The organism is Pseudomonas spartinae, from assembly GCF_965197125.1.
Lineage (GTDB): Bacteria > Pseudomonadota > Gammaproteobacteria > Pseudomonadales > Pseudomonadaceae > Aquipseudomonas > Aquipseudomonas composti_A.
In genome coordinates this window covers 221,096-235,441 of record NZ_CBDAMB010000007.1, presented here as the reverse complement: position 1 = coordinate 235,441, position 14,346 = coordinate 221,096, and the positions used below count along the sequence as shown (strand labels likewise).

The 14,346-nt window shown below is 61.7% G+C and carries 13 protein-coding genes; 3 read left to right on the top strand and 10 right to left on the bottom strand.

Annotated features, from left to right (window positions below; translation table 11 throughout):
- Positions 1–97: 97 nt before the first annotated feature.
- The gene (gene rlmE, locus ACN8M7_RS16890) at positions 98–721 is read right to left on the bottom strand and encodes a 23S rRNA (uridine(2552)-2'-O)-methyltransferase RlmE (RefSeq protein ID WP_061240996.1); all 624 of its coding nucleotides are present in this window, start codon (positions 719–721) and stop codon (positions 98–100) included.
- A gap of 90 nt (positions 722–811) precedes the next feature.
- On the opposite strand from rlmE, the gene yhbY reads away from it, so the two are divergent.
- Complete coding sequence (gene yhbY, locus ACN8M7_RS16885) at positions 812–1,123, top strand: ribosome assembly RNA-binding protein YhbY (RefSeq protein WP_061240995.1); 312 nt, start codon at positions 812–814, stop codon at positions 1,121–1,123.
- A 30-nt stretch (positions 1,124–1,153) separates the two neighbouring features.
- Here the strand turns inward: yhbY and ACN8M7_RS16880 are convergent, their stop codons facing one another.
- The 8 genes from ACN8M7_RS16880 to grpE all read right to left on the bottom strand — a co-directional run bounded on the left by ACN8M7_RS16880 (position 1,154) and on the right by grpE (position 11,350).
- A complete protein-coding gene (locus ACN8M7_RS16880) occupies positions 1,154–1,594 on the bottom strand; it encodes a DUF4149 domain-containing protein (RefSeq protein ID WP_490261524.1) in 441 nt (146 codons plus the stop codon).
- Positions 1,572–2,048 (bottom strand): transcription elongation factor GreA, encoded by a 477-nt coding sequence (gene greA, locus ACN8M7_RS16875; protein ID WP_061240993.1) that lies wholly within the window; start codon positions 2,046–2,048, stop codon positions 1,572–1,574. The genes ACN8M7_RS16880 and greA overlap by 23 nt, the downstream gene beginning before the upstream one ends.
- Positions 2,045–5,266 (bottom strand): carbamoyl-phosphate synthase large subunit, encoded by a 3,222-nt coding sequence (carB, locus tag ACN8M7_RS16870; RefSeq protein ID WP_061240992.1) that lies wholly within the window; start codon positions 5,264–5,266, stop codon positions 2,045–2,047. Before carB ends, greA begins: the two co-directional genes overlap by 4 nt.
- Positions 5,267–5,302: 36 nt before the next feature.
- Positions 5,303–6,451 (bottom strand): glutamine-hydrolyzing carbamoyl-phosphate synthase small subunit, encoded by a 1,149-nt coding sequence (carA, locus tag ACN8M7_RS16865; protein ID WP_490261523.1) that lies wholly within the window; start codon positions 6,449–6,451, stop codon positions 5,303–5,305.
- A 190-nt stretch (positions 6,452–6,641) separates the two neighbouring features.
- On the bottom strand, positions 6,642–7,445 hold the full coding sequence (gene dapB, locus ACN8M7_RS16860) for a 4-hydroxy-tetrahydrodipicolinate reductase (RefSeq protein WP_061240990.1): 804 nt from the start codon (positions 7,443–7,445) through the stop codon (positions 6,642–6,644).
- 47 nt (positions 7,446–7,492) lie between these two features.
- Complete coding sequence (dnaJ, locus tag ACN8M7_RS16855; RefSeq protein ID WP_061240989.1) at positions 7,493–8,626, bottom strand: molecular chaperone DnaJ; 1,134 nt, start codon at positions 8,624–8,626, stop codon at positions 7,493–7,495.
- 135 nt (positions 8,627–8,761) lie between these two features.
- A complete protein-coding gene (gene dnaK / locus ACN8M7_RS16850) occupies positions 8,762–10,681 on the bottom strand; it encodes a molecular chaperone DnaK (RefSeq protein WP_490261522.1) in 1,920 nt (639 codons plus the stop codon).
- Positions 10,682–10,780: 99 nt separating this feature from the next.
- Positions 10,781–11,350 carry a nucleotide exchange factor GrpE gene (gene grpE / locus ACN8M7_RS16845; RefSeq protein WP_490261521.1) on the bottom strand — a complete coding sequence of 190 codons (570 nt, stop codon included), beginning with the start codon at positions 11,348–11,350 and terminating at the stop codon, positions 10,781–10,783.
- Positions 11,351–11,508: 158 nt separating this feature from the next.
- On the opposite strand from grpE, the gene recN reads away from it, so the two are divergent.
- Positions 11,509–13,185, top strand: coding sequence for a DNA repair protein RecN (gene recN, locus ACN8M7_RS16840; RefSeq protein WP_490261520.1), 1,677 nt, complete (start codon positions 11,509–11,511; stop codon positions 13,183–13,185).
- A gap of 112 nt (positions 13,186–13,297) precedes the next feature.
- Here recN and fur read toward each other — a convergent pair whose 3' ends face one another.
- Positions 13,298–13,702 carry a ferric iron uptake transcriptional regulator gene (gene fur, locus ACN8M7_RS16835; protein ID WP_037001567.1) on the bottom strand — a complete coding sequence of 135 codons (405 nt, stop codon included), beginning with the start codon at positions 13,700–13,702 and terminating at the stop codon, positions 13,298–13,300.
- Positions 13,703–13,796: 94 nt separating this feature from the next.
- Here fur and ACN8M7_RS16830 point away from each other — a divergent pair, with 94 nt between their 5' ends.
- Positions 13,797–14,315: an outer membrane protein assembly factor BamE gene (locus ACN8M7_RS16830; protein ID WP_061240985.1), complete on the top strand. Its 519-nt coding sequence runs from the start codon at positions 13,797–13,799 to the stop codon at positions 14,313–14,315.
- Positions 14,316–14,346: the final 31 nt, after the last annotated feature.

Sequence of the window (14,346 nt, the reverse complement as noted above, 5' to 3'; positions counted from 1 at the left end):
CTAACTTACACCAAACGCCCGCGTCCCGCAGGCACCGTCTGTAACCCTTTATGAGACCTTTGCCACTGAGACCGACGTGGCGGCCACCAGTTTCAACTCACGCCCCGCGGAAACCACGCGCCAGCAGATACTGCTCACGCGAGCGATCACGCGAAGACAGTGGCTTGCGCATCTGTACCTTGTCGAAGGTTTCACGCACCTGCTTGTGGTACGCATCGAAGCCTTCGCCCTGGAAAATCTTGATCAAAAAATCACCACCTGGACGCAAGACACGTCCGGCCAGGTCCAGCGCGAGCTCGCACAGGTACATCGCGCGCGCCTGGTCAGCGGTTCTTACCCCACTCATATTGGGGGCCATATCGGAAATAACAAGGTCAACCGGATTTTCCCCAATGGCCTCGAGAAGCTGGGCGAACACTGCATCATCGGTAAAATCGCCCTGAATGAAGGTGACGTCGGGAATCGCGTCCATTTCCAGAATATCGGACGCGATCAAACGCCCCTTGTCACCAATCACTCGGCTGGTGACCTGCGACCAGCCACCCGGCGCAGCACCAAGATCGACCACGGTCATACCGGGGCGCAGGATGCGATCCTTCTCCTGAATTTCCAGCAACTTGTAGCTGGCGCGCGACCGATAGCCGTCCTTCTGCGCCATCTTCACGTAAGGATCGTCGAAATGTTCTTTCAGCCAACGCTGGCTGGTCTTGGAACGTGCCACTGAAACCTCGAACTCAACGGGTCATGAATAACTGCGCGGGCTCGGGTAAGATAGGCGCCGTTTTCCAGACCGAATTAGGTACTAACGATTATGCCGCTCACTCAAGAGCAGAAGAAACAATTCAAATCTATCGGCCACCACCTGAAACCTGTATTGATCGTGGCTGACAATGGTTTGACCGAAGGCGTGCTGGCCGAGCTGGACCGCGCCCTGAACGATCACGAACTGATCAAGGTACAGCTGCGCCTCAGCGAACGCGAAGATCGCCAGGCTGCCATCGTAGCCCTGTGCCAGAGCGGACGGGCCGAGCTGGTCCAGTCCATCGGCAAGGTCGCCCTGCTCTATCGCAAGAACCCCAAGCCGAATCGCAACCTGTCCAACGTGATTCGCTATCAGGGCTGAAGACTGCGTGCAGCGCCTGCACAATCGACGTCAGGCGCCGCGCGATTTACCTGGAACCGGTTGCAGCACCAGCAGCAGCCCGCAGAATGCCATCACCAAGTAGCTGAAGCGTAGCCAGTATTCGGCCTCGGGCCAGTACTGCAGGACCACGAAGTAACTCAGGGCCATGGCCGCAACGGTCAACAGCAACTGCCCACGCACATCACGCACCAGACTCGAAAGCCCGTCGCTGCGCAGCAAGGCAAACGCCTGCAGCGCCACGCACACGGCCGTCAGGCCGATCAGCAGTGGCACCAGCCGTTCGGCTATTTCCTGCGTCAGCAGAGGCGCCAGGCCGATCTGACCGATGGCCGGCAGAATGACGAATTGCAACAACCACAGACCGCCGACCCAGAGGGTCTGGGCCAGCTGCCAACTGACGGCAGCGGCCCGTGACGGTTGATGTGGTTTAGATGTGGCGGACTTCGACAATCTCGTACTCGATCAGGCCACTGGGGGTTTGCACCGTCACCACATCACCTTCGCTCTTGCCCACCAGGGCACGAGCGATGGGCGAGCCAACGGAAATCTTGCCCTGCTTGATGTCGGCTTCGTCTTCACCGACGATCTGGTAGGTCACGCTCTCGTCGGTTTCGACGTTGGCGATTTCTACAGTGGTGCCGAAAATTACCTTGCCGGTATGGGCAATGGTGGTGACGTCGATGATCACCGCATTCTGCAGGCGACCCTCGATATCACGCACACGCGCCTCGACCATGCCCTGCTCTTCACGGGCAGCATGGTATTCGGCGTTTTCCTTGAGGTCACCCAGCTCGCGAGCCTCGGCAATCGCCTGGCTCAGAGCGGGGCGACGCACCTTGGTCAGGTGCGCCAGCTCTTCTTCCAGGGCGCGAGCGCCCTGGACGGTCATCGGGTATTTATTCATGCCTTGATTCCTGCGTGCAGATCCTGCAGCCGGCGCACGGTCTTCTCGGGACCGAACTTGAGCGCCTCACAGACCGCCTGCCCCGCCGCGATGGTGGTGGTGCAGTAGATCTTGTGCTGCAGGGCGTTACGACGGATCGAGTAGGAGTCAGCGATGGACTGACGCCCCTCGGTGGTATTGATGATCAAGGTAACTTCGTCGTTCTTGATCATATCGACGACATGCGGACGACCTTCGGTCACCTTGTTCACCCGGCGTACCGGCAGACCGGCAGCCTCGATCACCTTGGCGGTGCCTGCGGTGGCGACCACCTCGAAGCCCAGCGCGACCAGATCGCGAGCGACCTGAACAGCTTCCGGCTTGTCGTCCTCGCGTACGCTGATGAAAGCGCAACCGGAGTTCGGCAGGATCTCGCTGGCACCCAGCTGCGCCTTGGCGAAGGCCTCGCCGAAGCTGTCACCGACACCCATCACCTCACCGGTGGACTTCATCTCTGGGCCGAGGATCGGGTCGACACCCGGGAACTTGGCGAAGGGGAACACCGCTTCCTTGACGCTGAAGAACGGCGGGATGATTTCCTTGGTGAAGCCCACTTCGGCCAGGGTCTTGCCGGCCATGACGCGCGCGGCCACCTTGGCCAGCGACTCGCCGATGCACTTGGAAACGAACGGCACGGTACGCGAGGCACGCGGGTTCACTTCGATGACGTAGATGTCTTCGCCCTGCACGGCCATCTGCACGTTCATCAGGCCGATCACGCCGAGCTCCAGGGCCATTTTCTTGACCTGCTCGCGGATCTCGTCCTGGATATGTGCCGGCAGCGAGTAAGGCGGCAGCGAGCAGGCGGAGTCACCGGAGTGCACGCCGGCCTGTTCGATGTGCTGCATGATCGCGCCGATGACCACGGTTTCGCCGTCGCTGACCGCATCCACGTCCACTTCGATGGCGCAGTTGAGGAAGCGATCCAGCAGCACCGGGCTGTCGTTGGAGACCTTCACCGCTTCGCGCATGTAGCGCTTGAGCTCTTCTTCCTGATAGACGATTTCCATCGCCCGGCCGCCCAGTACATAGGACGGACGCACCACCATCGGGTAACCGATGCCCTTGGACAGCGCGAGGGCCTCGTCTTCGCTGCGCGCAGTGGCGTTGGCCGGCTGACGCAGGTTCAGGCGCTGCACCATCTGCTGGAAGCGCTCGCGGTCTTCGGCGCGGTCGATGGCCTCAGGGCTGGTGCCGATGATCGGCACGCCTGCTTCTTCCAGCGCGCGGCAGATCTTCAGCGGAGTCTGGCCGCCGTACTGGACGATGACACCCTTGGGCTGCTCGACGCGGACGATTTCCAGCACGTCTTCCAGGGTCACCGGCTCGAAGTACAGACGATCAGAGGTGTCGTAGTCGGTGGAGACGGTTTCCGGATTGCAGTTGACCATGATGGTCTCGAAACCGTCTTCACGCATGGCCAGCGCCGCGTGCACGCAGCAGTAGTCGAACTCGATGCCCTGACCGATACGGTTGGGGCCGCCACCGAGAATCATGATCTTGTCGCGGGTCGACGGATTGGCCTCGCACTCTTCCTCATAGGTCGAGTACATGTAGGCGGTGTCGGTGGCGAACTCGGCGGCGCAGGTGTCCACGCGCTTGTACACCGGCAGCACTTTCAGCTTGTGGCGGTGAGCGCGCAGGCTCTTCTCGGAAACGCCCAGCAGTTTGGCCAGACGCGCATCGGAGAAGCCCTTGCGCTTGAGCTTGAACATCAGGTCATAGTCGATGGAGGACAGACCCAGAGTCTGAACGGTCGCCTCGTCCTTGATCAGATCTTCGATCTGCACCAGGAACCACTCGTCGATGCGAGTCAGCTCGAACACCTCGGCGACGGTCTTGCCGGCACGGAAGGCATCGGCCACGTACCAGATGCGGTCGGCGCTGGGTACGGTCAGCTCGCGGCGCAGGGTGCTTTCGGCTTCCGGGTCGTTCAGGTCGAGCTTCGGATCGAAGCCGGCAACGCCGACTTCCAGGCCACGCAGGGCTTTCTGCATCGATTCCTGGAAGGTGCGACCGATGGCCATAACCTCACCCACGGATTTCATCTGGGTGGTCAGGCGCGCATCGGCCTTGGGGAATTTCTCGAAGGCGAAACGCGGAACCTTGGTCACCACGTAGTCGATGGCCGGCTCGAACGACGCCGGGGTACGACCACCAGTGATGTCGTTGGACAGTTCATCGAGGGTGTAGCCGACGGCCAGCTTGGCGGCGATCTTGGCGATCGGGAAGCCGGTGGCCTTGGAGGCCAGCGCCGAACTGCGCGATACGCGCGGGTTCATCTCGATCACGACCATGCGCCCGGTGTTCGGGCAGATGCCGAACTGCACGTTGGAGCCGCCGGTTTCCACACCGATCTCACGCAGTACCGCCAGAGAGGCGTTACGCAGAATCTGGTATTCCTTGTCGGTCAGGGTCTGTGCCGGTGCGACAGTGATCGAGTCACCGGTGTGCACGCCCATCGGATCGAAGTTCTCGATGGAGCAGACGATGATGCAGTTGTCCTTCTTGTCGCGGACCACCTCCATCTCGTATTCCTTCCAGCCGATCAGCGACTCGTCGATCAGCAGTTCGCTGGTCGGCGACAGATCGAGACCACGGGCGCAGATTTCTTCGAACTCTTCACGGTTGTAGGCGATGCCACCGCCGGTGCCGCCCATGGTGAAGGACGGACGGATGATGCACGGGAAGCCGACCTTCTCCAGCACGCCGTAGGCGTCTTCCATGCTGTGGGCGATGCCGGATACCGGGCAGGCCAGGCCGATGTCTTTCATCGCCTTGTCGAAGCGCGAACGGTCTTCGGCCTTGTCGATGGTGTCGGCGTTGGCACCGATCATCTCGACGCCGAATTTCTCCAGCACGCCGTGGCGCTCCAGATCCAGCGCGCAGTTCAGCGCGGTCTGGCCGCCCATGGTCGGCAGCAGTGCATCCGGACGCTCCTTTTCGATGATCTTGGCCACGGTGGCCCACTTGATCGGCTCGATGTAGGTGGCGTCGGCCATGGCCGGGTCGGTCATGATGGTGGCCGGGTTGGAGTTCACCAGAATGACGCGGAAACCTTCTTCCTTCAGCGCCTTGCACGCCTGGGCACCGGAGTAGTCGAACTCGCAGGCCTGGCCGATGACGATGGGGCCGGCGCCGAGGATCAGGATGCTTTTGATGTCTGTACGTTTTGGCATTTTCTTACTCTCGAATCCTTGGGTCAGTCGGCAGGCTTAGCGGCGCTTGGCCATGGCTTCGATGAAGCGGTCGAACAATGGAGCCACGTCGTGCGGGCCTGGGCTCGCCTCTGGGTGACCCTGGAAGCTGAAGGCGTCCTTGTCGGTGCGCTCGATGCCCTGCAGGGTGCCGTCGAACAGTGACTTGTGGATCGGGCGCACGTTGCTCGGCAGGCTGCTCTCGTCCACGGCGAAACCGTGGTTCTGGCTGGTGATCATTACCACGCCGCTGTCGAGGTCCTGCACCGGGTGGTTGGCACCGTGGTGGCCGTGGCCCATCTTCAGGGTCTTGGCGCCGGAGGCCAGAGCCAGCAACTGGTGGCCAAGGCAGATGCCAAACACCGGGATATCGGTTTCCAGAACGTCCTTGATCGCCTTGATCGCGTAGTCGCACGGCTCGGGATCGCCAGGGCCGTTGGACAGGAACACGCCATCGGGATTGAGCGCCAGCACGTCGCTGGCCGGAGTTTGCGCAGGCACCACGGTCAGGCGGCAGCCACGCTCGACCAGCATGCGCAGGATGTTCAGCTTCACGCCGTAGTCATAGGCGACCACGTGATAAGGCAGCTCGCTGGCCGGGATTTCCGGATGGCTGTCGCTCTGTAGATTCCAGGTGCTTTCGCGCCACTCGTAGCGCTCGGTGCAGCTGACCACCTTGGCCAGGTCCATGCCCTTGAGGCCTGGGAAGCCGCGTGCCAGCTCCAGCGCTTTCTCTTCGGTGGCGTCATCACCCACCAGGATGCAACCGTTCTGCGAACCCTTCTCGCGCAGGATGCGGGTCAGGCGACGGGTATCGATGCCGGCAATGGCGACGGTGCCGTTGGCTTTCAGGTACTCGTCCAGCGGCTGCTTGTCGCGCCAGTTGCTGGAAATCAGCGGCAGGTCGCGAATGATCAGGCCAGCGGCCCAGACACGATTGGACTCGGCGTCTTCCGGGGTGGTGCCGGTGTTGCCGATGTGCGGGTAAGTCAGGGTAACGATCTGCTGGGCATAGGATGGATCGGTAAGGATTTCCTGATAGCCGGTCATGGCGGTGTTGAACACCACCTCTCCGATCGTCTGGCCATCGGCCCCGATGGAATCGCCGCGAAAAATGCTGCCGTCAGCAAGGGCCAAAATGGCAGGTTTGGGGGCTGGCTTAGTCAAGAAGACCTCCGTCTCGATCAAGGCTTGAAGCAAACGCAGGTTGTAAAAAAGCGGGATGACGTGTGAAGGTCATCCCGCTTTTTTATTTGAGCCATTCTGCGTAACTTTTAGTGGACACACTAAAACAGGAAGCTTACAGGAGAACCCTTTTTCGGTCCACCCGATAAGACGCTTCAGTCACACATTTGCGTCAACTCAGGCCCAACACGTCCTGCATGTCGTACAGAGCAGGTGAACGCTGCTGCAGCCACAACGCCGAACGCACCGCGCCCTTGGCGAAGGTCATGCGACTGGAGGCCTTGTGAGTGATCTCCACGCGCTCGCCATCAGCGGCGAACAGCACGGTGTGATCACCGACCACATCACCGGCACGCACAGTGGCGAAGCCAATGGTTTCACGCTCACGCGCACCGGTCTGGCCTTCACGGCCGTAGACGGCAACCTTGCGCAGATCACGCCCCAGTGCATCAGCGACCACTTCACCCATGCGCAGCGCCGTGCCGGACGGCGCATCGACCTTGTGCCGATGGTGAGCCTCGATGATCTCGATATCCACGTCGTCACCCAGTACGCGAGCCGCGGTATCCAGCAGCTTCAGACACAGGTTGACGCCGACACTGAAGTTGGCGGCGAAGACGATGGGTATCTGCTTGGCCGCCTCGCTCAGTTGCTGCTTCTCTTGCGGCGTGAAACCCGTGGTGCCGATGACCATGGCCTTGCCCGCCTGGCGGCAGACTTCCAGGTTCTTCAGCGTCACCGACGGATGAGTGAAATCGATCAGCACGTCGAAATCATCGACAACCGCTGCCAGATCGCCCGCCAGGGCCACACCGACCTTGCCCAGACCGACCAGCTCACCGGCATCGGCGCCGATCAGGCTGCTGTCGGCACGGTCGATGGCGGCGCTGAGCTGCGCACCCTCAGCCTGGCTCACGGCCTCGATCAGGGTCTTGCCCATGCGCCCGGCGGCGCCCATCACTGCAATACGTTGCATACATCAGCTCCAAGCTGTCGCCCCGGCCATGCCGGGGCGCTTTGGGATTAAACGTCGCCGAAGAAGCGCTTGACGCCTTCGAACCAGCCACTGGCCTTGGGCGAGTGGGAGTCGTCGCCCTGCAGCGACTTGCGGAACTCTTCGAGCAGCTCGCGCTGACGCTTGTTCAGGTTGACCGGCGTCTCCACCGCCACCCGACACATCAGATCGCCGGCCGCACCACCGCGCACCGGGGCCACGCCCTTGCCACGCAGACGGAACAGCTTGCCGGTCTGCGTGCCTTCAGGGATCTTCAACTTGACCCGGCCATCGAGGGTCGGCACTTCCAGCTCGCCACCCAGCGCCGCATCAACGATGCTGATCGGCACCTCGCAGTAAAGATGCTTGCCGTCGCGCTGGAAGATCGCATGCTCACGCACGTTGACCACCACATAGAGGTCACCGGCCGGGCCGCCATGCGCCCCCGCCTCACCCTCACCGGACAGGCGAATGCGATCACCGGTATCGACACCTGCCGGCACCTTGACCGACAGCGTCTTGCTCTCTTCCACTCGCCCCTGACCATGACAACTGCCACAGGGGTCGGTGATCATCTTGCCGCTGCCGTGGCAACGCGGGCAGGTCTGCTGTACGGAGAAGAAACCCTGCTGCATGCGCACCTGACCGATGCCACCACAGGTGGTACAGGTAACCGGGCTGGTGCCCTTCTTGGCGCCCGTACCATCGCAGGTCTTGCAACCGACCAGAGTCGGCACGCGAATGGTCACGGTGGTGCCACGCACGGCCTCTTCGAGGTCCAGCTCAAGGGTGTAACGCAGATCAGAGCCGCGCTGAGCTCCGCCGCGCGAACCACCACGCCCGCCGCCACCACCGAAGAAATCGCTGAACACGTCGCCGAAGATGTCGGAGAAGTTGGCGCCGCCGAAACCGGCACCACCACCTGCGCCCATCTGCGGATCGACACCAGCATGACCATACTGGTCATAGGCCGAACGCTTGCTGGCGTCGGAGAGCACTTCGTAGGCCTCGTTGGCCTCCTTGAATTTCTCTTCGGCGTCTTTGTCGTCCGGGTTGCGGTCCGGGTGATACTTCATCGCCAGGCGCCGATAGGCCTTCTTCAGCTCGGCCTCGCTGGCGCCGCGCTCGACCCCCAGGATCTCGTAATAGTCACGTTTTGCCATAGTAGTGCTGCACTCTCAGATTCGTGAGCTCCAGATACGCCGACGCGGGAGAAGGCTCCCGCGCGGCGAATCCTGCCCGTCGCGAGCGACGGTGGAGCGTAAAGAAGAGGCGGCCCGCTGAGCAGGCCGCATCCCTTACTTGTTCTCCTTGACCTCTTCGAACTCAGCGTCGACCACGTCGTCACCGGCGGCATCCTTGGCATCGCCAGCGTCAGCCTGGGTGGCACCACCTTGCGGCTGCTCGGCGTACATTTTCTGCGCCAGCGGCGTGGTGGCCTCGGACAGCGCGTTCATCTTGGCTTCGATGGCTTCCTTGTCGTCGCCCTTCACGGCAACTTCCAGCTCGCCAATGGCCTTCTCGATAGCCGCTTTCTCTTCGGCAGTGGCCTTGTCGCCAGCCTCGGTGAGCATCTTGCGGGTGGCATGCACCAGCTGATCGCCCTGATTGCGCGCAGTGGCCAGCTCTTCGAACTTGCGGTCTTCCTCGGCATTGGCCTCGGCATCACGCACCATTTGCTCGATTTCTTCCTCGGACAGACCGGAGTTGGCCTTGATCACGATGGACTGCTGCTTGCCAGTGGCCTTGTCCTTGGCGGACACATGCAGGATGCCGTTGGCATCGATGTCGAAGGTCACTTCGATCTGCGGCACGCCACGCGGAGCCGGCGGAATCTCGGCCAGGTCGAACTTGCCCAGGGACTTGTTCTGCGCGGCCTGCTTGCGCTCACCCTGCAGCACGTGAATGGTCACGGCGTTCTGATTGTCATCAGCAGTGGAGAACACCTGCGACTTCTTGGTCGGGATGGTGGTGTTCTTCTCGATCAGCGCAGTCATCACACCGCCCATGGTTTCGATACCCAGGGTCAGCGGAGAAACGTCCAGCAGCAGCACGTCCTTGACGTCACCAGCCAGCACCGCGCCCTGAATGGCAGCACCCATGGCCACGGCTTCGTCCGGGTTGACGTCCTTGCGCGGCTCCTTGCCGAAGAACTCGGCAACGGTCTTCTGCACCAGCGGCATGCGGGTCTGACCGCCGACCAGGATCACGTCGTCGATCTTGCTGACGTCGATACCGGCGTCTTTCAGTGCAGTGCGGCACGGCTCGATGGTGCGCTGCACCAGATCCTCGACCAGCGACTCCAGCTTGGAACGGGAAATCTTCACGTTCAGGTGCTTGGGACCGGAGGCATCTGCAGTGATGTACGGCAGGTTGACGTCGGTCTGCTGGCTCGAGGACAGCTCGATCTTGGCCTTCTCGGCAGCTTCCTTCAGGCGCTGCATGGCCAGCGGGTCGCCCTTGAGGTTCATGCCGGTTTCTTTCTTGAATTCGTCGACGAGGTAGTCGATCAGACGAATGTCGAAGTCCTCACCACCGAGGAAGGTGTCACCGTTGGTGGCCAGTACTTCGAACTGGTGCTCGCCGTCGACTTCAGCGATCTCGATCACCGACACGTCGAAGGTACCGCCGCCCAGGTCATAGACGATCACGGTGTGGTCGCCCTTGGCCTTGTCCATGCCGTAGGCCAGCGCAGCCGCGGTCGGCTCGTTGATGATGCGCTTGACGTCGAGACCGGCGATGCGGCCGGCGTCCTTGGTGGCCTGACGCTGACTGTCGTTGAAGTAGGCCGGAACGGTGATCACCGCTTCGGTCACAGGCTCGCCCAGGTAGTCCTCGGCGGTCTTCTTCATTTTCTTCAGCACTTCGGCGCTGATCTGCGGCGGCGCCATCTTCTGGCCGTTGACCTCAACCCAGGCGTCGCTGTTGTCAGCCTTGACGATCTTGTACGGCACCATCTGGATGTCTTTCTGCACGACATCCTCGTCGAAACGACGACCGATCAGGCGCTTCACCGCGTACAGGGTGTTGTGCGGGTTGGTCACAGCCTGACGCTTGGCCGACTGGCCAACCAGGATTTCGCCGTCGTTGGCGTACGCGATGATGGACGGTGTGGTGCGAGCGCCTTCAGCGTTCTCGAGCACCTTGACGTTGCCGTTTTCCAGAATGGAGACGCAGGAGTTGGTGGTCCCCAGGTCGATACCGATGATTTTACCCATGAAAATTCTCCCGAAACTTTGATTTTTCCGTCGCCTGGTTTCGTAGGCGCCGGTAGCACTAAAACGCTTGACTTAGAAATGGGGGCGCTGCCGAGAATTTCAAGCCTGCTCGTCAATGGACGGCGGCGGCGTGGTCGGTGCCTTGCTGACCACGACCATGGCCGGGCGCAGCAGGCGACCATTGAGCAGGTAGCCCTTCTGGAACACCTTGAGCACCGAGTTCGGCTCAACCTTGGCGCTTTCTTCCATCGCCATTGCCTGGTGATGCTCCGGATTGAACGGGGCACCGTGCGGATCGACCGCTTCCAACTGGTGGCGCGCCAGGGTGTCGATGAACAGCTTGAGGGTCAGTTGCATGCCCTCACGCACGCCCTTGATGGCTTCGTCGTCAGGGCTGGACAGCTCCAGACCACGTTCCAGGCTGTCGACCACCGGCAGCAGGTCATTGGCGAATTTTTCCAGCGCGAACTTGTGCGCCTTCTCCACGTCCTGCTCGGCGCGACGGCGCACGTTCTGCAGCTCGGCCGCTACGCGCAGCGACTGGTCCTGCGCCGCAGCCAGCTGCTCTTCCAGGGCCTGTACGCGAGCCGCCAGGTCGTCGCTCGACGCAGCGCTCTCGGCCGCCTGAGTCTCGGGGTTCTGCGTATCCAGGTTCTGTTCGTCAGCCATGCCTATCTCCTATCGAATGAATCGGCGCGAGTCCGGCTCGCACTCCTGCCGCCTATATGGAGTCAATTCCACAGCTTTCAAGGGGCGATAGACGAGGATTGCCAGGAAAAGAAAAAACACTGTATAAATAACCAGACCTTAATTCGGGAGCGTTCGCCATGCTGGTGCACCTGTCCATTCACAACTACGCCATCGTTGACCACCTGGATCTCGAACTGGATGCCGGCATGAGCGCCATCAGCGGCGAGACCGGCGCCGGCAAATCGATCATGCTCGACGCCCTGGGCCTGTGCCTGGGCGATCGCGCCGACAGCGGCGTGGTGCGCCCTGGCAGCGACAAGGCGGACATTCTCGCCAGCTTCGACCTGGCGGACATTCCCGAAGCTCGCGCCTGGCTCGCGGAACGTGACCTGGACAACGACGGCCCGTGCATCCTGCGCCGGGTGATTACCGCCGAAGGTCGCTCACGCGGCTACATCAACGGTAGCCCCTGCCCACAGGCCGACCTCAAGGCCTTGGGCGAGCTGATCATCGACATCCACAGCCAGCACGAACACCAGTCGCTACTCAAGAGCGACACCCACCGCCGCCTGCTCGACGAATACGCCGGCAGTCAGGAACTGGCGCGCCAGGTGCAACTCGCCGCACAGCGCTGGAAGCAGACACGTAACGAGCTGGAACGCATTTCCAGCCAGGGTGACGAGCAACGCGCCCGCCATCAGTTGCTCAGCTACCAGTTGGAAGAGCTGGATAACCTCGCCCTTGGTGACAACGAACTGGAGCAACTGGAGCAGGAACACAAGACCTTGAGCAACGCCGAAGCCCTGATCGGCGCCTGCCGCCAGGTGCTCGAGCTGTGCAGCGAAAGCGATGCCGGCAACGTCCTGTCAGCACTGACCGCCAGCCTCAACCGCCTGGGTGCCTTCGGTGGCCAGGGTGGCGCCCTCGGTGAAGCCAGCAACCTGCTGGCCAGCGCCCAGATTCAGGTGGAAGAAGCCATTGGCGAGCTCAACCGCTTCGTCGACCACTTCGACGCCGACCCGCAGCGCCAGCAGTTTCTCGAAGAACGCCTGGACACCATCTACACCCTGGCGCGCAAGCACCGCATCCAGCCCACCGAGCTGTCAGCCCTGCAGCAAAAACTGTTCGATGAGCTGGAAAGCCTCAATGCCGATGACCAGGCCAGCGAACGCCTGGCCGAGGAACTGGCCGCCTACGAGCGCCACTATCAGGAAAAGGCCACGGAACTCAGCTCGCTGCGCAGCAATGCCGCCGAGCGCCTGTCTGCCGCCGTAGAACAGGAGATGCAGGCCCTGGGCATGCCAGGTGGGCGCTTCAACATCCAGCTGCAGGCGATAAATAGCGAAGAGCCGCATGCCAATGGCCTGGAAATGGTCGAGTTCCTGGTCAGCGCCAACCCCGGTCAGCCACTGCGCGGCCTGGCCAAGGTCGCCTCTGGCGGTGAACTGTCGCGTATCAGCCTGGCGATCCAGGTGATCACCGCGCAGACCTCGCGGGTACCGACCCTGGTATTCGACGAAGTGGATGTCGGCATCGGCGGGCCAACCGCCGAAGTGGTCGGCCAACTGCTGCGCCGCCTCGGCGAACGAGGCCAGGTATTGTGCGTCACTCACTTGCCGCAGGTCGCCGCACAAGGCCATCAGCATCTATTCGTGCACAAGCGCCGCGGTGAGGACGCCACCTCCACCGCCGTGAGCAAACTGGATGAGAGCGGTCGCGTCGAGGAGATCGCCCGCATGCTCGGCGGCGTCGACCTGACCGAGGAATCCCTGGCTCATGCGCGCAAGATGGTGACCAGCGCCCAGGCGGCCTGAAACGCCACAGCCCGGAAACGATGCAGAAGCATCATCCCCCCGGCTTGCATCCAGGCTACGACACAGCAAAAAGGCGACCCGAAGGTCGCCTTTTTTCATTGCCGCAGAAGCATCAGCTCTTCTTGCGCACGTACAGCACCAGGTTGTGATCGACCAGTTCGAAGCCATGCTCACGCACGATCTCCTTCTGGCGCTTCTCGATCTCGGCGTCGAAGAACTCGATCACCTCACCGGAATCGACACAGACCATATGGTCGTGATGGCCGCTGTCCGCCAGTTCGAATACGGCATGGCCGCCATCGAAGTTGTGACGCACCACCAGGCCAGCAGCCTCGAACTGGGTCAGGACGCGGTATACGGTAGCCAGTCCGACGTCTTCACCGGCCTCCATCAGCGCCTTGTAGACATCCTCAGCGCTCATGTGGCGATGCTCGGCGTTATCCAGCATTTGCAGGATTTTGACCCGTGGCAGGGTCACCTTCAGTCCAGCTTTGCGCAGTTCGTTATTTTCAACCATGGTCTGCTTTCTCATGGATGCTGCTTCGCAGCACCCTTCAATACGGGTATGATCCGGGGTTCAAGTTGCCCAAGATAGTGGAAGTCACCCTCCGATGCAAAAAACCAAGCTCTTGCTGACCAGCCTGTCGCTGACCGGGCTCTTCGCACTCGCCGGTTGTTCATTCCCCGGGGTTTACAAGATCGACATTCAACAGGGCAATGTCGTGACACAGGACATGATAGACCAGCTGCGCCCAGGAATGACCCGGCGCCAAGTGCGGTTTATCATGGGCAACCCGCTGATCACCGACACCTTCCATGCCGATCGCTGGGATTATCTGTACAGCATCCAGCCGGGCGGCGGTCAGCGCCTGCAGGAACGCGTCAGCCTGGTATTCGACGGCAGCGACCAGCTGGTTGGCCTGGCCGGCGATTTCATGCCCGGCGTCAGCCGTGATCAGGCGATCATGGGCGAAGACAGCGACACCAGCAGTGCTCAGCCGCAAGCCAAACCGCAGGATGAAACGCCGCCAGCACCCGGCTCGCTGCTGGAGCAGATCCAGCGCGAAGTGGACCAGGTCGAGACCGTCCCGGTGCCGACGCCGGAGCCGCTGGACACTGATCCGCAGTAACACGCGGACACTAAAAAGCCCGGAGCGAATC